This window comes from 'Prunus avium' virescence phytoplasma, assembly GCF_050916135.1.
In the GTDB taxonomy this organism is placed as follows: Bacteria; Bacillota_I; Bacilli_A; order Acholeplasmatales; family Acholeplasmataceae; genus Phytoplasma; species Phytoplasma ziziphi.
On the sequence record NZ_CP069156.1, the window covers coordinates 411773 to 435592 of the forward strand.

Annotated in this window: 15 protein-coding genes and 1 pseudogene; 7 read left to right on the plus strand and 9 right to left on the minus strand. The window is 24.5% G+C overall.

Annotated features, from left to right (window positions below; all coding sequences use genetic code 11):
* Position 1 precedes the first annotated feature (1 nt).
* From JNO41_RS01910 to JNO41_RS01935, 6 genes and pseudogenes are all read left to right on the plus strand, one after another.
* Entirely contained in the window at positions 2-1495 is a 1494-nt protein-coding gene (locus tag JNO41_RS01910) for a replicative DNA helicase (RefSeq protein ID WP_121463831.1), read from the plus strand.
* Positions 1496-1506: 11 nt separating this feature from the next.
* Entirely contained in the window at positions 1507-2832 is a 1326-nt protein-coding gene (locus JNO41_RS01915; RefSeq protein ID WP_121463832.1) for a toprim domain-containing protein, read from the plus strand.
* 154 nt (positions 2833-2986) lie between these two features.
* Positions 2987-3613, plus strand: coding sequence for a phase variable surface lipoprotein (locus JNO41_RS01920; protein ID WP_121463833.1), 627 nt, complete (start codon positions 2987-2989; stop codon positions 3611-3613).
* A 416-nt stretch (positions 3614-4029) separates the two neighbouring features.
* Positions 4030-4968 (plus strand): annotated as a pseudogene (locus tag JNO41_RS01925) (IS3 family transposase).
* A 1610-nt stretch (positions 4969-6578) separates the two neighbouring features.
* Positions 6579-13649: a hypothetical protein gene (locus JNO41_RS01930; RefSeq protein WP_432729309.1), complete on the plus strand. Its 7071-nt coding sequence runs from the start codon at positions 6579-6581 to the stop codon at positions 13647-13649.
* 575 nt (positions 13650-14224) lie between these two features.
* Positions 14225-15697: a leucyl aminopeptidase gene (locus JNO41_RS01935; protein ID WP_121464173.1), complete on the plus strand. Its 1473-nt coding sequence runs from the start codon at positions 14225-14227 to the stop codon at positions 15695-15697.
* 173 nt (positions 15698-15870) lie between these two features.
* Here the strand turns inward: JNO41_RS01935 and JNO41_RS01940 are convergent, their stop codons facing one another.
* The 4 genes from JNO41_RS01940 to JNO41_RS01955 form a co-directional block, all read right to left on the minus strand.
* Complete coding sequence (locus tag JNO41_RS01940) at positions 15871-16110, minus strand: lambda-exonuclease family protein (protein ID WP_236628360.1); 240 nt, start codon at positions 16108-16110, stop codon at positions 15871-15873.
* The gene (locus JNO41_RS01945) at positions 16107-16970 is read right to left on the minus strand and encodes an ATP-binding protein (protein ID WP_121463890.1); all 864 of its coding nucleotides are present in this window, start codon (positions 16968-16970) and stop codon (positions 16107-16109) included. Before JNO41_RS01945 ends, JNO41_RS01940 begins: the two co-directional genes overlap by 4 nt.
* Positions 16951-17367: a hypothetical protein gene (locus tag JNO41_RS01950; protein ID WP_121463891.1), complete on the minus strand. Its 417-nt coding sequence runs from the start codon at positions 17365-17367 to the stop codon at positions 16951-16953. The genes JNO41_RS01945 and JNO41_RS01950 overlap by 20 nt, the downstream gene beginning before the upstream one ends.
* 142 nt (positions 17368-17509) lie before the next feature.
* Positions 17510-17650 carry a hypothetical protein gene (locus tag JNO41_RS01955; RefSeq protein WP_161554991.1) on the minus strand — a complete coding sequence of 47 codons (141 nt, stop codon included), beginning with the start codon at positions 17648-17650 and terminating at the stop codon, positions 17510-17512.
* 171 nt (positions 17651-17821) lie between these two features.
* Here JNO41_RS01955 and JNO41_RS01960 point away from each other — a divergent pair, with 171 nt between their 5' ends.
* The gene (locus tag JNO41_RS01960) at positions 17822-18289 is read left to right on the plus strand and encodes a hypothetical protein (protein ID WP_121464174.1); all 468 of its coding nucleotides are present in this window, start codon (positions 17822-17824) and stop codon (positions 18287-18289) included.
* Between the two features lie 2036 nt (positions 18290-20325).
* Here JNO41_RS01960 and JNO41_RS01965 read toward each other — a convergent pair.
* From JNO41_RS01965 to JNO41_RS01985, 5 genes are all read right to left on the minus strand, one after another.
* Positions 20326-20787, minus strand: coding sequence for a hypothetical protein (locus JNO41_RS01965; RefSeq protein ID WP_432729313.1), 462 nt, complete (start codon positions 20785-20787; stop codon positions 20326-20328).
* 731 nt (positions 20788-21518) lie between these two features.
* A complete protein-coding gene (locus tag JNO41_RS01970; protein ID WP_432729314.1) occupies positions 21519-21911 on the minus strand; it encodes a hypothetical protein in 393 nt (130 codons plus the stop codon).
* Positions 21886-23178 carry a GTPase ObgE gene (obgE, locus tag JNO41_RS01975; RefSeq protein ID WP_121464178.1) on the minus strand — a complete coding sequence of 431 codons (1293 nt, stop codon included), beginning with the start codon at positions 23176-23178 and terminating at the stop codon, positions 21886-21888. Before obgE ends, JNO41_RS01970 begins: the two co-directional genes overlap by 26 nt.
* A gap of 11 nt (positions 23179-23189) precedes the next feature.
* Complete coding sequence (rpmA, locus tag JNO41_RS01980) at positions 23190-23483, minus strand: 50S ribosomal protein L27 (RefSeq protein WP_121464179.1); 294 nt, start codon at positions 23481-23483, stop codon at positions 23190-23192.
* 24 nt (positions 23484-23507) lie between these two features.
* Positions 23508-23819, minus strand: a complete 312-nt coding sequence (locus tag JNO41_RS01985) for a ribosomal-processing cysteine protease Prp (protein WP_121464180.1) — start codon at positions 23817-23819, stop codon at positions 23508-23510.
* Position 23820: the final 1 nt, after the last annotated feature.

Genomic DNA, 23820 nt, shown 5'->3' on the forward strand with positions numbered 1-23820 from the left:
AATGTTAACCAACGAACAAAAAGCGTTAAAACAAATCATTTCCTATATGAACCAAAATAAAGCTGAACAATTAAGTTTTTATTTTCAGCTCATTGATCCACAATCTTTTTTAGATAAACAACATACAAAAATCTTTCAGGCCTTAAAATATTTAACTTTAGGAAAAATAACTAATCATCCCTTTGATAAAATAAAGTCTCAAAATGAGATAATCGAAGAATTACTCACCTATCTTCAAACCTATTTCCCCCAAGATAACTTTACTAAAGAATCATTATCTTTTTTAAGTGATGATTTTAGTAAGGAAAATAACCTTAATTTCTTAGATAACTTAAAACATACCTATACCCAAGAAAAACTGTTCCGACAACTCTTAAAATTTATTAGTCCTTCTTTTGAAAATCAAGATCCTTACACTAAAAACTTATATTACCAAGAAATCTTTGATAAATTAAGAAAATTTATGACTTTGATTCCTCACAAATCAGACCAAACCTTATTAACTTTAAATCAAATGTCCTCTTGTCATCCTGAGTTTTTTAAAACCGATCAACAATCCAAACAAAAAATCCAAGAAGAATATTACCGCTTATCAAAAACTTTCCGAGGCTTAAATCAAGCCACAAAAGGATTTAAAAAAAGTCAAATCATCACCATTGGGGGCTATACTGGATTAGGTAAAACCACTTTTGTCTACAATCTTCTTTTAGATATCGCCAAAACCAAACATCAAGAAACTAAACATTATCCCCATATGTTAGTTTTTTCTTATGAAATGACCTTAGAAGAAAATTTAAGTCGATTATTAGCCCACCAAACTCAAATTCCTCTAGATGTTATTTTAGATAAAAATTTGAAAGATTTAAACATCACACTACTCAAATACACGGAAAGGATGAAACAAGCCAAACAATTTTTTGTTAACATTAATTTATCGTTTAGTTATGACAAAAGTAAAAACATTGATTATATCATTGATTTAGTTTATCGCCTTCATTTAGAAAAAAAAGTTGAAATGATTGTCATCGATCATCTTCAAATTACAAAAGCCACAAATCATTTAGAAAATGACCGTCTAGCCATTGACGAAATTATGACTAAACTCAAACAATTAGCCATGGAATTAAACATCGTTATTATCATTCTCTCACAATTTTCGAGAGATACTTATAGCCATTACCAAGGAAAATCCCCTGAAATCACCGCTTTAAAAGGAAGTGGTGGTATCGAAACCAACTCCGACATCGTCTTAATGATGTCTGAATTCCAACCCAAACTATCCAAAGACCAAGAAAAACCTTTGAATATCTATAATCAAAATTGTAATCAATTATATTTAGCATCAAAAAACAATGAATCTCAAAAAATCATTGAATTATCTATTAAAAAGAATCGAAGTGGTACTAAAAAAAACTTAGTTTATCACTTTGAAATGACCACCCAAACCTTTCAAGAAATAGGTTATATCTTACCTTATCTATTAGAAAATTATTAAGGAATTTATCAATGAATTATCAAGAAAAAATAAAACACATCCAAATTCATTTCCCCATGTCAGTTTTATTAAAAAAATTAAATATCATACCACCAAACTTCAACCCCAAATATCGTTTCCCTTGTCCCATTCATCAAGGAAACAATCCTACTTGTTGTCATTTCACTTCTACTAACAAAATTCATTGTTGGAAATGTGGTCGAGATTACGATCTGATTGATGTTTATATGACTATCCGTCAAATTAAATCTTTTTCTAAAGCGATTCAAAGAATAGAAGGATTTATGAATTCTTTCGAATTTAAAACCTTAATCCAACAAGAAAAAGAAACAACGCAAACAACTACTAACCCTTTTCAACAACCATATCATCCAATTAAACCAAAACAACCAGTTGACGAACAGGAAATTAATATCAAAAAGAAACAATTATTTAAAAAAATCTCACCCTTATTCAACCAAATTAGAGATTATTATCATTATTTATTAACCATTAATCGCAACAACGAAAGCCAACCAGGAATAGAATATTTAACTCAAAAAAGAAAACTCACTGTAGAAACTATTAAAGAATTTAAACTAGGCTATGCCCCATTATCTGATAAACCTTTATCTTTTCGGTTAGTAAATTACTGTCAAAAGAAAAATATTAATATCGATAAATTATTAGAATATGGTTTTATCAAAGAAAAAACTAATCAACAAAGAAAAAAATATTATCATGATACTTTCCATGGTTCAATTATTATCCCCATTGAAAATGGTTATCATCAAACTTTTCATTTTTATCAAAACCATTTTCGCGAAGTTTCTTATTTCCAACCTAAATATAAATCCCTCAATAATTTTAGTCAAACACCTACTTTTCATTTCAGTTATCGTTTTTTTGAAGCATTACCTTTTATTAAACAAACGAAAACCATCATTATTCATGAAGGTTTTTTCGATGTCATTAGTTGTTGGCAAAACAATATTAAAAACGTTGTCGGTCTCATTTGTGTCACTCAACTACTTTCTAAATCACAAATAGAAATTCTAAAAAAAGAAAATATCAAAGTAATTATTGCCTTAGATAATGACGAAACAGGCCGAAAACGAAGCGAAGCCTTAGGAGAACAACTAACCTTACAAGAAATCCCTTATGAAATTAGAAGAATTCTACCCCCTTATGATCAAACTTGTAAAGATGTCGATGATTTAATCGGTCAATACGGAAAAGAAGCATATCAAAAATGTTTTTTAGCTCCATATATTACTTATGAAGAGGCCAAAAAGAAAATCATCGTCGATTTAGCGGTTCATTTCTTTGGCGAAGACAAAGTTGAAGTAATTAATTAAATTATTTTTTTACACCAAAATATATAACATCTACACATATAAATATATCAACATACCCCAAAATAAGCGCATATACCCTAAATTTTGCGATTTTATTTTTCGCAAATTCGGGGTTTTTTATTTTTATAACAAACCAAACAAAAGGAGAAAAGAAATGAAAAACGACACTAGTCAAGAAATTAGAATCGGGGGCTGGAACACAAAAACCACCCCTAATGATTTAACCCAAATTAAAAAATTTTTAAAAATATTAAAAGAAGATTTAATTAATCTCACTATTATTGCTCATTCCAAAAAGAAAAATACTTACCAAGAAGCTAATTACCGTCCCAAAAACCAAACTCTCTTCGTCGATCCTCAAATCTTAGAAGAAATGAAACAAACAAAAATCACCTTAATTAATGATAATTTTTCTTCTAGTAATAGCAAACTATTACTTTCTGATTTAACCCCGCTTAAAAGACAAAATAACTCCCTTAAATACCTATTTAATATCTTCCAAATCAATTATAAAAATGAATCTAAAAATATCATCAAAAAATTAATTGGCAAAATCAATCTTCATAAACTAGAAAACTTACAATTATACCAACTAGACCCTCAAAAACTGGATAAATATCATAAACCCATAAAAACAAACTATAAGAAAGGGTTAAACATCATCTATTATCGCCAAGAAGATTTAAAATACATTCAATCTTTTTTAACAAAAGATAAACAAGGTTATCGGGTTAAAAAGCTACATCCCAAATATAAATATATACCTAAACAACAAGAATGACACTTTTATGACACTTCATTGACGCTTTTATGACACTTTATTGACGCTTTTATGACACTTCACTGACACTTTTATGACAATTTGACTTTGAAAATAATCTATATAAAGATTAACTCATTGAAGGAGTGATATTTGATATTTTATATCGATAATGATAATGATACTCGATATTTGATATTATCGCATTATCATTTTTTATATCATTATTATTTATCGATATCATAAAAACCTCTTTTTAGTAATTTTATTTTTTTAATTTATTTCAATCATTAAATCAACTTTAATTTTTAAATTAATTGCCTTCCCAAGTATTGATTATTATCTATGAAACAAAAAGATGCACGCGCTGAAGCGCTTATTTAGAGTTATAATAGTTGATATATTTAAAATAATTTATAAAGATAATTGGTATTAAGATGCAAAAATTAAAACAAAAAATTAAATTATTACAAAAAATGATTGAAAAAATTAAAAAAATTGATAAAAAAATGGTTTTTCATTTAGTTAAGCAATTCAATCAAACCCTGAATTTAACCACCATTTTAAAAACAATTCAAATTAAAAGAAGTACTTATTATTATTGGTTGAAAATAAAAGCTAAACTAAAAGAAAAAGAAGAAAAATACCTGTTACAACAAAAACGGATTAAAGCTTTATGTTTCCATTATCAATATTTTTACGGTCATCGGAAAATCACTGATTTATACCAAAAAATCTTTAACGAATTCATCACCAAGAAAAAAGTTTATCTCATCATGAAAAAAAACGACATTAGTTGTCGTTTAAGAATCAAAAAAAATTTTACTTACCATAATTTAAAAAATAATCTCCAAATAATTCCTAATTTAATCAATCAAGATTTTATGGCCACCAAACCCCTCCAAAAACTCTTTACTGACATCACTTATTTCAAAACGAATCAAGGTTTTCTCTATTTTTCTTGTATTATCGACTCTTTTAACAACCAAATAATTGCTTCACATGTTTCAAACCAACAAAATAAAGATTTAGTTTTAAATACTATTAAAAAACTTCCAAAATTAAAAGAACCTTGTATCATTCACTCCGATCAAGGAAAAGTTTATCAATCGCTCAAAATTCAACAAACTTTAACAAAAAAAGGTTTTTTAATCAGCATGTCAAGAAAAGCTACCCCTCGTGATAACGCCATCATTGAAAACTTTTTCGGCCAAATGAAAACAATTTTACAACATCAAAATCCTTTTTTATTTCAAAAATCTCCTGATAAAATGAAAAAATTAATTAATCATTTTCCTAAATTTTAGAATAATAAGTGGATTTTAAGTAAATTAAACCATTCAACTCCATCTCAATATATTCAAAAACTAAGATAAATTTTTAGTTGAATGAACATAAAATAATATAACCTTGAAAAAGGTTACTTTAGTGCGCTTTTTTTACCTAAAAATAGTAAAATTTAAAAAAAATATCATTTTCTTTCATTTTGTTGACGAGTTTTTAACTTTTTTTACCTAACTATATAGTGAAGGGTTAAAATATTAAAAAAATATCTTTTGAAACTAAAGAATTATCAAAAAAAGTTTAGACACTTTTTAATTCAACAAAATATTTCCTTAGTTTGAAAAGATAGGAAATTATCTATTAATTTTTAGTCTTAAAGAGTCATTTTAAAAATTAAATTTGTTTAAAAAAAGGAAACAGCTCAAACACAACTAAAATACAAATAAACACAGCTAAAACATAACTAAAACACAGTTAAACAACTAAAATAGAACTAAAAAGATAAAAACGCCCATAAAACCAAGATTAAACATATTTTATGTGTTAAAAAAGATAAAACACGCGTAGGAAAATAAAAAATACGCGTTAAAAAAATAAATTAAATAAGAAAGAGGCAAAACATGCAAAATTACATATATAATGCATTAGAAAGTTTTTATTATAACAACCAAGACCGCGAAATAGCATATGGGAACAATTTCAAAGCGTTATTTAATCGGGGTTGTTAAATGTTCATGAACCATTCCAAACAAAAATTTTTATCATCTCTTGAAAATTAGTAATAATCAATAACAATTTTTAAACAAAAATAAAATTAAAAGAAAGACATGAATGAAATCTAAAAACCTAATTAAAAATAAATATATGTGTAGAAACGAGTTTTGAAAATAAAAAAAATAAAACTCAAATTTTATTTTTGAGTTTTATTTTTAGTATTTATTTTGATTATTTCATTTTTTTAAGCTTGATAAGGGATTCGAAAAACAACTCATATATGTTTTTATATATGTTTTTTAAATAATAATTTGATGATGATTCTTATATTTATTTAGTTTCTGCATTTTAAAAAAATTAGCAATAACAGGAAATAAAAACGATAACAAGTGTAGAATCACAAGTTCTTTTTTGAAAAATAAATAGATTTACTTTGTTTAATTTCTAAATATTTTTTTCTTCTAAAATATAAACATCATTTGAAACAACTTTTTTTATTTTTATTTAGCACAATATATAAAAAATATCCTTAATTTAAGTAAAAAAATAGAGTTTAAGTTTCAAAGTTAAACTCTTAAAAATTAAAATTGTTTAAATTACCTATGACATTACGCTACATAATCATCGACTAACAATACAAAAAAACAAGAACAAAATACATTGATAATAATATTTATAATCTTTATTTTTTTCATATTTATAAATTTTATAATGATTTGAATTTTTTCTTTGACATAAGATAAGATTAAAAAAAATTCAAAATTATTATTTAAAAAGCATATATAAATTGTTTTTTTTTTTTTTTTGTTTAAAATTTTTACATGAAATAATAAAATAAAATTTAAAATTATTATTTTAAAAGTTAAAATTTTTTTTAACTTAAATAGAAATTAAGAAAGGTATTAAAATAAAATTTAAAATTATTATTTTAAAAGTTAAAATTTTTTTTAACTTAAATAGAAATTAAGAAAGGTATTAAAACCAAAATATGAAACTTCAAACAAAAAAAATATGTTTTCGGACATTCCACGCGATTATCATTATATTTTTTACATTAGGATATTGTTTTTTTAATAATTTAATAAATATCCAGGCGGATCCAACGCAAGATTCAACGCAAGCGGATCCAACGCAAGATTCAACGCAAGCGGGTCCAACGCAAGATTCAACGCAAGCGGGTCCAACGCAAGATTATATAAACAATATAAAAACAACAGAAGAGGCACGCAAGACATCAGAAACAAGCCAATTAAAAATAAAAGCACCTTATTATGTACCACCTTCACCTACTCAACCAGAATTATCTACTGATTTAAAAAATACAAACTTAGGTGAAATTGTAGATAAAGAAAAATCAACTATTGAAGCTAAAGTTAAACAACAAAATGCTAATTTACAAAACAAAAATATTCAAGCTACATCAATAAAAGATACAAAAGCTAAAATTACATCTGATAGTTATAAAGGTGAAGTAGAAGTTCAATTTACTGTTCAACCAGAATTATCTACTGATTTAAAAAATACAAACTTAGGTGAAATTGTAGATAAAGAAAAATCAACTATTGAAGCTAAAGTTAAACAACAAAATGCTAATTTACAAAACAAAAATATTCAAGCTACATCAATAAAAGATACAAAAGCTAAAATTACATCTGATAGTTATAAAGGTGAAGTAGAAGTTCAATTTACTGTTCAACCAGAATTATCTACTGATTTAAAAAATACAAACTTAGGTGAAATTGTAGATAAAGAAAAATCAACTATTGAAGCTAAAGTTAAACAACAAAATGCTAATTTACAAAACAAAAATATTCAAGCTACATCAATAGAAGATACAAAAGCTAAAATTACATCTGATAGTTATAAAGGTGAAGTAGAAGTTCAATTTACTGTTCAACCAGAATTATCTACTGATTTAAAAAATACAAACTTAGGTGAAATTGTAGATAAAGAAAAATCAACTATTGAAGCTAAAGTTAAACAACAAAATGCTAATTTACAAAACAAAAATATTCAAGCTACATCAATAAAAGATACAAAAGCTAAAATTACATCTGATAGTTATAAAGGTGAAGTAGAAGTTCAATTTACTGTTCAACCAGAATTATCTACTGATTTAAAAAATACAAACTTAGGTGAAATTGTAGATAAAGAAAAATCAACTATTGAAGCTAAAGTTAAACAACAAAATGCTAATTTACAAAACAAAAATATTCAAGCTACATCAATAGAAGATACAAAAGCTAAAATTACATCTGATAGTTATAAAGGTGAAGTAGAAGTTCAATTTACTGTTCGACCAGAATTATCTACTGATTTAAAAAATACAAACTTAGGTGAAATTGTAGATAAAGAAAAATCAACTATTGAAGCTAAAGTTAAACAACAAAATGCTAATTTACAAAACAAAAATATTCAAGCTACATCAATAGAAGATACAAAAGCTAAAATTACATCTGATAGTTATAAAGGTGAAGTAGAAGTTCAATTTACTGTTCGACCAGAATTATCTACTGATTTAAAAAATACAAACTTAGGTGAAATTGTAGATAAAGAAAAATCAACTATTGAAGCTAAAGTTAAACAACAAAATGCTAATTTACAAAACAAAAATATTCAAGCTACATCAATAAAAGATACAAAAGCTAAAATTACATCTGATAGTTATAAAGGTGAAGTAGAAGTTCAATTTACTGTTCAACCAGAATTATCTACTGATTTAAAAAATACAAACTTAGGTGAAATTGTAGATAAAGAAAAATCAACTATTGAAGCTAAAGTTAAACAACAAAATGCTAATTTACAAAACAAAAATATTCAAGCTACATCAATAGAAGATACAAAAGCTAAAATTACATCTGATAGTTATAAAGGTGAAGTAGAAGTTCAATTTACTGTTCAACCAGAATTATCTACTGATTTAAAAAATACAAACTTAGGTGAAATTGTAGATAAAGAAAAATCAACTATTGAAGCTAAAGTTAAACAACAAAATGCTAATTTACAAAACAAAAATATTCAAGCTACATCAATAAAAGATACAAAAGCTAAAATTACATCTGATAGTTATAAAGGTGAAGTAGAAGTTCAATTTACTGTTCGACCAGAATTATCTACTGATTTAAAAAATACAAACTTAGGTGAAATTGTAGATAAAGAAAAATCAACTATTGAAGCTAAAGTTAAACAACAAAATGCTAATTTACAAAACAAAAATATTCAAGCTACATCAATAGAAGATACAAAAGCTAAAATTACATCTGATAGTTATAAAGGTGAAGTAGAAGTTCAATTTACTGTTCGACCAGAATTATCTACTGATTTAAAAAATACAAACTTAGGTGAAATTGTAGATAAAGAAAAATCAACTATTGAAGCTAAAGTTAAACAACAAAATGCTAATTTACAAAACAAAAATATTCAAGCTACATCAATAGAAGATACAAAAGCTAAAATTACATCTGATAGTTATAAAGGTGAAGTAGAAGTTCAATTTACTGTTCGACCAGAATTATCTACTGATTTAAAAAATACAAACTTAGGTGAAATTGTAGATAAAGAAAAATCAACTATTGAAGCTAAAGTTAAACAACAAAATGCTAATTTACAAAACAAAAATATTCAAGCTACATCAATAAAAGATACAAAAGCTAAAATTACATCTGATAGTTATAAAGGTGAAGTAGAAGTTCAATTTACTGTTCGACCAGAATTATCTACTGATTTAAAAAATACAAACTTAGGTGAAATTGTAGATAAAGAAAAATCAACTATTGAAGCTAAAGTTAAACAACAAAATGCTAATTTACAAAACAAAAATATTCAAGCTACATCAATAAAAGATACAAAAGCTAAAATTACATCTGATAGTTATAAAGGTGAAGTAGAAGTTCAATTTACTGTTCAACCAGAATTATCTACTGATTTAAAAAATACAAACTTAGGTGAAATTGTAGATAAAGAAAAATCAACTATTGAAGCTAAAGTTAAACAACAAAATGCTAATTTACAAAACAAAAATATTCAAGCTACATCAATAAAAGATACAAAAGCTAAAATTACATCTGATAGTTATAAAGGTGAAGTAGAAGTTCAATTTACTGTTCAACCAGAATTATCTACTGATTTAAAAAATACAAACTTAGGTGAAATTGTAGATAAAGAAAAATCAACTATTGAAGCTAAAGTTAAACAACAAAATGCTAATTTACAAAACAAAAATATTCAAGCTACATCAATAAAAGATACAAAAGCTAAAATTACATCTGATAGTTATAAAGGTGAAGTAGAAGTTCAATTTACTGTTCAACCAGAATTATCTACTGATTTAAAAAATACAAACTTAGGTGAAATTGTAGATAAAGAAAAATCAACTATTGAAGCTAAAGTTAAACAACAAAATGCTAATTTACAAAACAAAAATATTCAAGCTACATCAATAGAAGATACAAAAGCTAAAATTACATCTGATAGTTATAAAGGTGAAGTAGAAGTTCAATTTACTGTTCGACCAGAATTATCTACTGATTTAAAAAATACAAACTTAGGTGAAATTGTAGATAAAGAAAAATCAACTATTGAAGCTAAAGTTAAACAACAAAATGCTAATTTACAAAACAAAAATATTCAAGCTACATCAATAAAAGATACAAAAGCTAAAATTACATCTGATAGTTATAAAGGTGAAGTAGAAGTTCAATTTACTGTTCAACCAGAATTATCTACTGATTTAAAAAATACAAACTTAGGTGAAATTGTAGATAAAGAAAAATCAACTATTGAAGCTAAAGTTAAACAACAAAATGCTAATTTACAAAACAAAAATATTCAAGCTACATCAATAGAAGATACAAAAGCTAAAATTACATCTGATAGTTATAAAGGTGAAGTAGAAGTTCAATTTACTGTTCAACCAGAATTATCTACTGATTTAAAAAATACAAACTTAGGTGAAATTGTAGATAAAGAAAAATCAACTATTGAAGCTAAAGTTAAACAACAAAATGCTAATTTACAAAACAAAAATATTCAAGCTACATCAATAAAAGATACAAAAGCTAAAATTACATCTGATAGTTATAAAGGTGAAGTAGAAGTTCAATTTACTGTTCGACCAGAATTATCTACTGATTTAAAAAATACAAACTTAGGTGAAATTGTAGATAAAGAAAAATCAACTATTGAAGCTAAAGTTAAACAACAAAATGCTAATTTACAAAACAAAAATATTCAAGCTACATCAATAGAAGATACAAAAGCTAAAATTACATCTGATAGTTATAAAGGTGAAGTAGAAGTTCAATTTACTGTTCGACCAGAATTATCTACTGATTTAAAAAATACAAACTTAGGTGAAATTGTAGATAAAGAAAAATCAACTATTGAAGCTAAAGTTAAACAACAAAATGCTAATTTACAAAACAAAAATATTCAAGCTACATCAATAGAAGATACAAAAGCTAAAATTACATCTGATAGTTATAAAGGTGAAGTAGAAGTTCAATTTACTGTTCGACCAGAATTATCTACTGATTTAAAAAATACAAACTTAGGTGAAATTGTAGATAAAGAAAAATCAACTATTGAAGCTAAAGTTAAACAACAAAATGCTAATTTACAAAACAAAAATATTCAAGCTACATCAATAGAAGATACAAAAGCTAAAATTACATCTGATAGTTATAAAGGTGAAGTAGAAGTTCAATTTACTGTTCAACCAGAATTATCTACTGATTTAAAAAATACAAACTTAGGTGAAATTGTAGATAAAGAAAAATCAACTATTGAAGCTAAAGTTAAACAACAAAATGCTAATTTACAAAACAAAAATATTCAAGCTACATCAATAAAAGATACAAAAGCTAAAATTACATCTGATAGTTATAAAGGTGAAGTAGAAGTTCAATTTACTGTTCAACCAGAATTATCTACTGATTTAAAAAATACAAACTTAGGTGAAATTGTAGATAAAGAAAAATCAACTATTGAAGCTAAAGTTAAACAACAAAATGCTAATTTACAAAACAAAAATATTCAAGCTACATCAATAAAAGATACAAAAGCTAAAATTACATCTGATAGTTATAAAGGTGAAGTAGAAGTTCAATTTACTGTTCGACCAGAATTATCTACTGATTTAAAAAATACAAACTTAGGTGAAATTGTAGATAAAGAAAAATCAACTATTGAAGCTAAAGTTAAACAACAAAATGCTAATTTACAAAACAAAAATATTCAAGCTACATCAATAGAAGATACAAAAGCTAAAATTACATCTGATAGTTATAAAGGTGAAGTAGAAGTTCAATTTACTGTTCAACCAGAATTATCTACTGATTTAAAAAATACAAACTTAGGTGAAATTGTAGATAAAGAAAAATCAACTATTGAAGCTAAAGTTAAACAACAAAATGCTAATTTACAAAACAAAAATATTCAAGCTACATCAATAAAAGATACAAAAGCTAAAATTACATCTGATAGTTATAAAGGTGAAGTAGAAGTTCAATTTACTGTTCGACCAGAATTATCTACTGATTTAAAAAATACAAACTTAGGTGAAATTGTAGATAAAGAAAAATCAACTATTGAAGCTAAAGTTAAACAACAAAATGCTAATTTACAAAACAAAAATATTCAAGCTACATCAATAAAAGATACAAAAGCTAAAATTACATCTGATAGTTATAAAGGTGAAGTAGAAGTTCAATTTACTGTTCAACCAGAATTATCTACTGATTTAAAAAATACAAACTTAGGTGAAATTGTAGATAAAGAAAAATCAACTATTGAAGCTAAAGTTAAACAACAAAATGCTAATTTACAAAACAAAAATATTCAAGCTACATCAATAGAAGATACAAAAGCTAAAATTACATCTGATAGTTATAAAGGTGAAGTAGAAGTTCAATTTACTGTTCAACCAGAATTATCTACTGATTTAAAAAATACAAACTTAGGTGAAATTGTAGATAAAGAAAAATCAACTATTGAAGCTAAAGTTAAACAACAAAATGCTAATTTACAAAACAAAAATATTCAAGCTACATCAATAAAAGATACAAAAGCTAAAATTACATCTGATAGTTATAAAGGTGAAGTAGAAGTTCAATTTACTGTTCAACCAGAATTATCTACTGATTTAAAAAATACAAACTTAGGTGAAATTGTAGATAAAGAAAAATCAACTATTGAAGCTAAAGTTAAACAACAAAATGCTAATTTACAAAACAAAAATATTCAAGCTACATCAATAGAAGATACAAAAGCTAAAATTACATCTGATAGTTATAAAGGTGAAGTAGAAGTTCAATTTACTGTTCGACCAGAATTATCTACTGATTTAAAAAATACAAACTTAGGTGAAATTGTAGATAAAGAAAAATCAACTATTGAAGCTAAAGTTAAACAACAAAATGCTAATTTACAAAACAAAAATATTCAAGCTACATCAATAGAAGATACAAAAGCTAAAATTACATCTGATAGTTATAAAGGTGAAGTAGAAGTTCAATTTACTGTTCAACCAGAATTATCTACTGATTTAAAAAATACAAACTTAGGTGAAATTGTAGATAAAGAAAAATCAACTATTGAAGCTAAAGTTAAACAACAAAATGCTAATTTACAAAACAAAAATATTCAAGCTACATCAATAGAAGATACAAAAGCTAAAATTACATCTGATAGTTATAAAGGTGAAGTAGAAGTTCAATTTACTGTTCAACCAGAATTATCTACTGATTTAAAAAATACAAACTTAGGTGAAATTGTAGATAAAGAAAAATCAACTATTGAAGCTAAAGTTAAACAACAAAATGCTAATTTACAAAACAAAAATATTCAAGCTACATCAATAGAAGATACAAAAGCTAAAATTACATCTGATAGTTATAAAGGTGAAGTAGAAGTTCAATTTACTGTTCAACCACAACCACAAACAAAAGAAGATAAACCAGTTTATAAAGAACCATGGTTCTGGATAACATTAACAATTTCAATAATTGTGATTATATCAGTCATATTTGCCATTCGCAAAAAAAACCAAGCATCTAAATAAAAAAGACTTTTAAGTCTTTTTTATTTTTAAATTTTTAATTTTTAAAAAACATATTATAAATGATAAAATATATCATTAAAAAATAAAAAAACCAAAATTTAAAACCAAATCGTTTATAAAAAATAAACAATTTGGTTTTTTTATTTTATCTCAAAAATATAATCTAATTAAATAAAAAAAATTATCAAAAAAATAAATTTTAAATCTTAATTTTTAACAAAACAAAAATATTAAAAAATGATAAAATACTTATATGTTTGTATTTAAAATTCTTATTTTTAGTTTCTATTTACAATAGTTATAATAAAATAAATAATTTTATTTTAATTTGTAAAAAAAATAGAAAAGAAAGATAAATAAAATTAATTTTATTTAAATTAAAATTTAACTTCAATAATTTGCGTTCATCTTAAGATAATACATTTCCAAAATATCTTTTAAATATGAAAATAAATCTTTTGATTGAATTTAAATAATATGTTATTATAAAAAATATGTAGAATAATACTATATTTAAAATAAATATTTTTGAACTCTAAATATATAATAAAATAAAGAAAGAAGAGATATAAAAAATGAATATAAATTTTTCTTTTTCAAAAGAACCAATTTTAAATGGAGATGTAGCTATTTTATTAAAAACAACTCAAAATAAAAAACCTTTTGGTTTAAAAGAAGTAGACCCACAACAAACTATTTTAAAGGTGATGTCTTTAGAAGGTTTTAAAGGGGAAGAAAATCAAAAAATAGAACTCTTAGTACCTCATGGTTCCTCTTTCGATCGACTTAATATTTTGGGTTTAGGTGATGTATCTTCTCAAAAAAATGATTTTTGGGTTAATACAGGTGGTAAAGTTTTTGATTTAGTAAAAAAAGCTAAAAAAGTAGTTATTTTTTTAGATTTAGAAGAAAAATCTGTTGATCGTGATCAAGTAAAAGATTTTTTAATAGGTTTTATGTTAAAAAATTATACTTTTGATCGTTATTTAACGAAAAAAACAGAAGATAACGAAAAAGTTTTTATTCACATAGTAAATCAAGAAGCGGATAATTACCAAAAAGTTTTACAAGAAGCTAAAGCGGTTGCGGAAGGGGTTCATTTAAGTCGTGATTTAGTCAATGAACCAGCTAATGTTTTAGGAACAGAAGAATTTTTAGATCAAGCTCAAAAATTAAAAGATTTAGGAATTATAGTAGAAGTTTTAGATAAAAAAGCGATGACTGATTTAGGCATGAGATCGCTTTTAGCTGTTTCTCAAGGTTCTTCCAGACCTCCTTTTTTAGTAATCATGCGTTGGGAAGGCGGTCAGAAAGAAGAAACTCCTTTAGCTTTTATAGGAAAAGGAGTAGTTTTTGATACTGGTGGAATTTCTATCAAATCATCTTTAGGAATGGAAGATATGAAAGCTGATATGGGCGGAGCTGCTACAGTAGTTGGTTTAATGCGTCTTTTAGCTACTCGTCAAGCTAAAGTTAATGTTGTCGGAGTGATTGGGTTAGTTGAAAATACCCCTAGTTCTACCGCTCAAAGACCAGGAGACATTGTAGTTTCCATGTCAGGCCAAACTATTGAAGTTATTAACACAGATGCCGAAGGAAGAATGGTTTTAGCCGACGCTTTATGGTATTGCGAAACTATTTTAAAACCTAAATTAATGATTGATTTAGCTACTTTGACAGGAGCTATTTTAGTAGCTTTAGGTCAAGAGCATGCTGGTCTTTTCTCTAATGAAACTAAATTAACTCAACAATTATTAGACGCTGGTAAAAAAACAGGAGAAAAATTGTGGCCAATGCCTTTAAGTAAAGAATATGATTGTTTAATTAATAGTAAAAACGCTGATATGAAAAACTCCGCAGGTCGTTACGCTAGTTCCATTACGGCGGCTCAATTTTTAAAACGTTTTGTACATCATACTCCATGGGCTCATTTAGATATCGCAGGAACTGCTATGGGAACGAAACCTAATTCCATTAATAATTCATGGGGAACAGGTTTTGGAGTACGTTTATTAAATGAATTTATTAAAGCTAATTACGAAAAATAATAATTTTTTTCTAATTTAAATATAAAAAAACCAAACTTAAAAGATTAAGTTTGGTTTTTTTATTATTTTGCAAAATTCAAAAACTTTAAATACTTTTTTTATTTTTTAAAAAAATCTTTAAACTAATATCAAAAAATAATTTTTTTATTTTAACGACACTTTTTTATCTTTTTTTATATATATAATATTTTTGTTTTCACTGAAAAAAATAAATTCGCTTTTGGTTCGGTTTTTTTACCATGTTCCATCGCGGGATTAGAAATAAAGGAACTACCAAATAATTTTTTTTTAATTAAGTCTTCTTTGGTTTCGTAAGGATTGAGACCCATAATGGTTCCTATTTCAGAAGCGTTCACAAAATTTTTACGATGTTGAAACCAGGCCCAACTATTCTGTTTTAAATTAATTTTCATTTTAAAACTCCTTTTTGAGATTGATTTAAATTATTATGAGTCAAATCTAAATTATAAAATTGGCACATTTTTTTGAGTTTATTAATGATACGAAGGGCTTTTAGAATTTGATTATTATCATTAGTAATTTTTAAATGTTCTGACAATTGTGAAGGATTTAAATTACTACTAATAAAAGTAATTAATCCTTTTTCTTGACGAGCGTTTAAAAGAGGATATAAAATATCATCGCGAAAATAAATGCTTAAATTTTCCGCTCCCAAATCATCTAAGAATAAATAAGGAATATTTCTTAAATGATCCATTTTGTTATTTAATTCTTCATCAAACCATCCTGGCTTAAATTGTCTAGGTAAATCTGGAAGGAAAAGAAACAAAAAATCTTTTTTTTCTTTAAGAAAATATTGCATTATTAATTTAAAGAAAAATGTTTTACCAGTATTAAAATCGCCATAAAGATATAAACTAGGTTTTGTTTGTTCACTTTCGAAATAATTCCAATATTTTTTAATAATCTTGTTATTTGTAAAATTGGCTATATTCATCGTTTTTAATTTTTCTAAATTCAAACTTTGATTAAATAAAGAATGGATTTTTTGAAGCTTATTTTGAAAATGATAAAATATAATTTGATCTGTCTCTTTATAAAACATCTGCATATATGATTTCTTTTTTAAAATCAATTGATAACCAAAAGGTGTTTCTTTTTTAGCTTTTAAATATTTTCCGATAGTGATTAAATCTTCTTCATGATAATCTTTACCATAAACCCAACCTTTTAATTCAAGTGAAGTTTTGATTTTATTTTTAATTTCTTCTTGATAAGAAAGAATGATTTGATTATTTTGTGTTTTTGTCATCAGATATCATTATCTCTCCAAAAAGTTTTTTTCGGTTTCTTTCAATTAAATCATCCCAACCATCTTCTTGAGGTGCTTCTCCAAAAACTTGTTGATATAATTTTTCATTTAAAGCGACCATTGTATTTATTTCAGGTTCTTGTTTTAAATATAAAATTTTCTTTTGAAGATCAAAAGTATATTTCTTAGTCATTTGTAAATTCATTTGAATTTTAAAAGGTGGACTTTTTATTTTTTTCAAAATTACCAGTATTTCATAAAGGTCAGCATAATTAAGATATAAAGTTTGGTTATTCACGTTATAATTAGTTTTTTGATTAAATAAACGAATTTTAAAATAATTTTGTTGAATTAAAAAATTAATGATTTCTTTTAAACCATATAAATATTTATTCATTTTTGAAATCTCCTTTTTCAGTTTGACTTATTTCGAAACAAAAAAAATAAGTCAAACTATTTTTTTAATAAATAGTTGACTTATTTTAACTTTCCAACTGGTTCCATTTTAGTGAAGCGGGACAAAGTGACAAAAAAGAAAATCAAGATGAAACAGCAACAAAATCAGATGAAGATTTAAGCGCAAAAATAACAAAATTAATTAAAACAGTAGAAGGCCAAGGCACAACATTAACTAATTTAAATACAACAGTAAACAACCAAGCATCAACAATTAAATACATTAAATGCAACAGCAAACGAACAAGGTTCACAAATCAGTTCATTAACTACAAATATAAATAAACAAAACACAACATTTAATGGCGTTATAGAAAAAAATAAATGAAAATATAGAAACAGAAAATCAAAATATAAACAACCAAATCAAAAAATTAAATGAAATAGAATCAACAGTGCAAGGTCAAACAACAAAATTAACTGATTTAAATACAACAGTAAGCGGCCAAACAGAAAAAATAAAAAAAATAGATGAATTAAAAACAAAAGTAGAAGGCCAAGATACAAAAAGCGATTTATTAAAAGAAGATACAAAATTACAAATCTCAAAATTAGATTATATTATAACAGCCATAAATAACGGTATGGAAGCAGCAGAACAAAAAACAAACAACGCGTTGGAAGCTATAGACGAAGAACAAAAAAAACAAGACACAGCAATAGAAGAACACAACAAACATTTAGGTCAAATTGACATAAAAATTACCGGAATAAAAAGCGAACAAGAAGGCCAAGCTAAAGAAATAAAAGACAACAAAGAAACAGCAGCAACAGAAACAGCAAAACTAGGTGAAGTCGTAAAAGACAACAAAGAAACAGCAGACGCAAACACAGCACAACAAGCTAAACACAATAGAAGATAACAAAAAAGAAACAGACGCAACAGCAGCAAAACAAGCTAAAGACATAAAAGACAACAAAGACAAAGCAGACGCAGACACAGAAGCAGGGAAAAAAATCGCGAATGAAACAAACAACCGACTTGACAACACAATAGACGGAATAAATAAAATTACAGCACGTCAAGAAGACATTAATGTTGGTTTAAGAGACCAAAATAACAACAATAATACACCAGGTGCACCAAGACAATAATTAGTTGATAAAGCTAATAAAAAGAATTAGAATATAGATACATTCAATGTATCTATATTTTTAAAACAAATTAAAAGCTGTTATATAAAAAAAATCCTAATAGGATTTTTTAAGCAATACAAAAAAAATAACAAAATAAAAAAAGCTATATAACAAAAAAACGAGCCCGCACGCTCGTTTTTAAGAACCAAAAATTAAAGATGAATAAAATAATTGATTAATGCAAATACAAAAGTATTTGAAAGTATTATTATTTTATAAAAAGGGATTTAGAAAGATATAAAAAAAACCTTTTTATACTTACATTATATAACAAACAAAATAAAAAACAAAATTAAAAGAATACAATAACAAAATTAAATTTTAATTCAAAAAGACCTTTATTATTTTATATAAAAAAATAAATTATATATACAAATAAAGAAAAACGGAGGTAATATTATTAAAAATTATAATAAAAAAAAGGAGAATATACGTTTTGAATAAAAAAGAACGCAAAGAATTTATAGATAAATTAAAATTAATTATTAAAGAAAAAAACAACTCTTAGGAAATAGTGAAACTTTACAATTTTTCAAAAGATATATTAAACATAAAATAAAAACAATTTACGATTTACAGCCAATATATGATGAGAGTATAAAAATATTAAGGCATCATTGATAAATAAAATAAGGAGTTCCTACTTTAATAAAATAAAACTTTTTAAAATAACTAAATTTTGAAACCAAATTATTTATTAAAAAATACATATTTTGGCTTTTTTTCTTTTATATGTAGAAAGTTAAACAAGAAAAGAGGGTTAAAATATCAAAAGTGATTAAAACAGTATAAACATTAGAAAAAAACAACAGTGAATACCAAAATGAAAAATTTAAAATCGAAAATGATGACGACAAATCACAAGTGGGTATACAAGAAACTATGATATCAGTTAAATTAAATAATAATACAACAAAAATGTTGAAAAAGAACAATGTCTTGTTAACATACATGTCATCTGATTTTAACAACTGCAAATATATTTAAAAATTTGAACCAGTCTTTTAAAATAAGGCCTTTCCTATTTCCTGTTTATTAATTGATTTTTTTTTTTTTTCTCTTTTATTTTTTGAGTTTAGGAAATAAAAAAAATCAAACTCAAATTTTAATTTTTGAGTTTGATTTTTAATGTTAATTTTGTTTTTTTTTTTTTTTGAATTAAAAGTTTTTTTATAAAATAAATTAAAACAAATAAGCTATTATTTGTATAGTTAAATTAAATTTATGTTCAATTTAATTTAACTAAAATAAAAGTATACATAATTGACATTATTTTTATTTAATTATAAAATAATAAAAACATATAGAATAGGTTAAAAAATGAAATTAAATTCATATTTTTTTTTTTTTTATTATAATCATTTTATATTTTTTATTTCATACTAATGTTATAAAATCCAATTTATTTAATAATAAACCTATAGAAACTATATCTAATATCGTAAAATATGATAAATTAGAAGAATTTGAATTTGAATTTGGAAAAATTTACCTTAACAAAAAAATTTTAAAAAATTTAATAAAAAAATTTCCTTATTTATTAGGTGTAAGTTCGCATGAAATAGAACAACAATTGCATAAAAATTATTATATTATATATTCAAATGATCATATTCAATATGATGAAAAAAAACGAAAAATAATGGTCAAAAATATACAAAATTTACTAAATCATCGTATTTTTTTTGCTAAAAATTATATCAAAATTAATCCAGGTTTTTATAAATTTAGAGATATTTATTCAATTAGTTTACGTATTTATTTAAAATTTATAAAAAAAGAAAATAAATACATTATAAAAAAAATAATTAAAATAGTTAATTAAAATATTAAACAATGTATATACAAATATCACCATTACTTTTTGTTTCGTATTTTGGGTTTTTTCTCGGAGGAATTGTGGATATTTTTTCCAAAATATAATCATTTTTGATGGTGAGGAATCGTATCTCTCCGCTTTTTCTTTTAACTTTTCTAATGTCATAATTTCGTCTTTTGTTTCAGGTCTTATTGCCACTTTTACTGCTCGAAAATAAACAGCTATTGGTGCATATTCTTTCTCGTTCTTTTTATCTCTCTTAAATTTAGTTATACAATCCCTGTTACATTCTGAATTATACCCACATGACAAAACTTTTATATTTTCGTCATATCTCTTTTTTAAAATTTTTTCTACTCTTGCTGTTGTACCGTTTTTCTCAAAATATACATCTATTTTTTGCATTTAGAACACCTCTTAATTTTTTTTAAAAATATATTTTTATTTTTGGGTAGTTTTTTGATAATTTAGAACTTTTCAAAGATTAATAAATTTAAAAATTAAAATTATTAATTTTATGCTCTGATTCTAACACAAAAAAAATAAATATCCAATATAAAATAAAAAAAATTTTAAATTTTTAAAAACAAAAAAACAAAGAAAAAAGAACTAAAAAACAAGACTACAAAATTTTATATATAAATTATTGTAGTCTTGTTATATTTTATTTTTTTTATTAACAAATAAAAAAAGGGTTACTTTTGCCGTTGAATTATTTTTATTTATAAAAATCAATAATTTTTTTAAAAATTTTAATTTTTTTTATTTTTTGACATTTATTTTTAGTATTTATTATAGAATATTTAAAACAGTTTTATTTTATAAAAATCGAAAATTATAAAAAACAAATAACTTATATCAATCTAAAAAAATATTATAATTTAAAAATTAAAATAATGATAAAAGTTCTTTTTTGACTCTTTTATAAATAAAGGCAATAATAAAAGATAATATAAACAAAGAAACAAATTTAATAAGTAAATTCCAAAAGACGAATCTCTTGAAACCAAAAACATTTGCTTTCAAATTTAAAGAATAATTTTTATCTAAAAAAACAAATTTGATCCAAGCCATGCTAAGAAGTTGATAAAAAATAAAATGCATAATAAAAATAAAAGTTATAGAAAAATAAATTCTCAATAAAGAATCTTTTTTTTAGTTAAAATAAAACCAGGTAAAATACCCCAAATCAAACCATAAATTAAACTTAAAATAGGATTATATACCCAACGACTAGCACGTGCGCTATACCAAAATGCAATACCCTCTGATAAAAATGCTCCTATAAAAGCGAAATATTTTTTTGAATATAAAGGGATAATAAGCAAAGGAATGAAACATAAAAAATCTACAAAAACAATTGATCCTAATGTTTTTGTGAAAATCTTACCTTTAATGTATTTATTAGAAACAATTTTTATTAGAATAGATAAAGCAGATAATATAGATGCTAGAATGATTTGCCTCAAAATAGATTCATAATGATCGTATTTTTTGTGAATTTTATTTTTCGTAAAAAAATTCTTCATTTACTAATTCGAAGACATAATCACAAATTTTAACTTTATCTTTATCTTTCATACCTTTTTGTTTTAATTCTTTCTCTATCCCTATTTTTTTCAATGAATAAGAAAACTTTTTTAATGATTCGTAATTATTCAAATCTGTTCTATGAAATAATTTTTCTATTTTTGGTCCTTTAACTATAAAATAATTTTGTTCATCTTTATAAATATTAAATTTATCTTCATCTTCTAAGGTAAATAATTTATAACTTTGACGAAGATGTTTATCATCTTGATTTTGGTTATTTTGGTAATCAATCAATAAATCTTTTATTTTGTATATTAAAATTTCTAAATTAAAATGATTCCAAACAGAAGAAGGGATGATTTCTTTATCAATTAAATTATTTTTAAAAGAAGCTAATTTAGCTTCAGCATCTGGTAAATCTATTTTATTGAACAAAATAATTTGTGGTTTTTCTAAAATTTTAGGATTGTATTTTTTTAATTCTTCATTTAATTGACAATATTTTTCGTAAACATCATTATGATCGGCGCTACATATATGTATTAAAACTTTACACCTTTCAATATGTTTTAGAAAATCAATTCCCATACCACGACCTAAATGAGAATCTTTGATTAAACCAGGAATATCAGCTACTGTAAAACTAAAATCTTTTCCACTAACTACCCCTAAAAAAGGTTTTAAAGTTGTAAATGCATAAGAAGCTGCTTTAGATTTGACATTAGAAATAGCAGAAATCAAAGAAGATTTGCCTACATTAGGAAAACCAATTAAACCGACATCAGCTAAAACTTTTAATTCTGTCCTAATAGTTAAGTTTTCTCCTAAATCTCCTTTTTCTGCAAAAGAAGGGATTTTATTTTTAGAATTAGCTAAAGAATAATTTCCTCTTCCGCCCTTACCACCCTTGGCAATAACCAATTGGTATCCATCTTCTAAAATTTCACCAATAAATTCTTGATTTTCGTTATTATAAATTAACGTCCCTAAGGGGACTTTTATAAAAGAATCAAGGGCCTTAGATCCATTCTGGTTTTTGTTTTTACCGTTTTCGCCATTGGAAGCTGTAATTTTTCTTTGATATTGTAATTTAAATAAAGTATTAATTCCTGAATCACCTACAAAAATAACAGAACCGCCATGGCCTCCGTTACCACCTGAAGGTCCTCCGTAAGGAACATATTTTTCTTTTCTAAAAGAAACAATTCCGTTTCCGCCGTTACCAGCTTTCACGAAATTGATTGCTTCATCTATAAAATTCATTTATTATTTTTTTAATTAACTTTTTTTTCGACAAATTGCATAGAAACTTGTTTTTTATTTTTACCTTTAATTTGGTATTTAACTACACCACTAATTAAAGCGAATAAAGTATGATCTTTGCCCATACCTACATTATCACCAGGAAATATTTTAGTTCCTCTTTGGCGGAAAATAATAGCCCCTTTATGTGCATATTGCCCATCAGATAATTTAGCGCCTAACCTTTTAGAATGAGAATCGCGTCCATTACGAGTAGCACCTACACCTTTTTTTGAAGCAAATAATTGAATATTTAATTTTAACATTATATAAAATACCTCTTTAATAAATCAATCTTTAATTTCTTTTAAATATTTAGGATAATTTTTACTTAAATCTTTTAAGTTATATTCTAAATTTAATAATAATTTATTAATTATAGAATCAAATTTTAATAATTGAAGAGAAAAAGAACCTTTTTTTAAAGAATAATTAATATTTGATTGTAATTCGAAAATTTCAATAGCATTTATAGTTATTATGATAGCTGTCGAAACAGAAGCACAAACAATATCATGATTTTCAGGAGCATATAAAGCATGCCCTTTAATGCTTATTTTTTTTATTTTTTCATCTTCTTTAATAAAAAAATATTTGATCATA

Excerpts from the sequence above, each read along its gene's own strand:
- JNO41_RS01910 (WP_121463831.1), top strand. The coding sequence starts at position 2 with ATGTTAACCAACGAACAAAAAGCGTTAAAACAAATCATTTCCTATATG.
- JNO41_RS01915 (WP_121463832.1), top strand. The coding sequence starts at position 1,507 with ATGAATTATCAAGAAAAAATAAAACACATCCAAATTCATTTCCCCATG.
- JNO41_RS01920 (WP_121463833.1), top strand. The coding sequence starts at position 2,987 with ATGAAAAACGACACTAGTCAAGAAATTAGAATCGGGGGCTGGAACACA.
- JNO41_RS01930 (WP_432729309.1), top strand. The coding sequence starts at position 6,579 with ATGAAACTTCAAACAAAAAAAATATGTTTTCGGACATTCCACGCGATT.
- JNO41_RS01935 (WP_121464173.1), top strand. The coding sequence starts at position 14,225 with ATGAATATAAATTTTTCTTTTTCAAAAGAACCAATTTTAAATGGAGAT.
- JNO41_RS01940 (WP_236628360.1), bottom strand. The coding sequence starts at position 16,110 with ATGAAAATTAATTTAAAACAGAATAGTTGGGCCTGGTTTCAACATCGT.
- JNO41_RS01945 (WP_121463890.1), bottom strand. The coding sequence starts at position 16,970 with ATGACAAAAACACAAAATAATCAAATCATTCTTTCTTATCAAGAAGAA.
- JNO41_RS01950 (WP_121463891.1), bottom strand. The coding sequence starts at position 17,367 with ATGAATAAATATTTATATGGTTTAAAAGAAATCATTAATTTTTTAATT.
- JNO41_RS01955 (WP_161554991.1), bottom strand. The coding sequence starts at position 17,650 with ATGTATTTAATTGTTGATGCTTGGTTGTTTACTGTTGTATTTAAATTA.
- JNO41_RS01965 (WP_432729313.1), bottom strand. The coding sequence starts at position 20,787 with ATGCAAAAAATAGATGTATATTTTGAGAAAAACGGTACAACAGCAAGA.
- JNO41_RS01970 (WP_432729314.1), bottom strand. The coding sequence starts at position 21,911 with ATGAAGAATTTTTTTACGAAAAATAAAATTCACAAAAAATACGATCAT.
- obgE (WP_121464178.1), bottom strand. The coding sequence starts at position 23,178 with ATGAATTTTATAGATGAAGCAATCAATTTCGTGAAAGCTGGTAACGGC.
- rpmA (WP_121464179.1), bottom strand. The coding sequence starts at position 23,483 with ATGTTAAAATTAAATATTCAATTATTTGCTTCAAAAAAAGGTGTAGGT.
- JNO41_RS01985 (WP_121464180.1), bottom strand. The coding sequence starts at position 23,819 with ATGATCAAATATTTTTTTATTAAAGAAGATGAAAAAATAAAAAAAATA.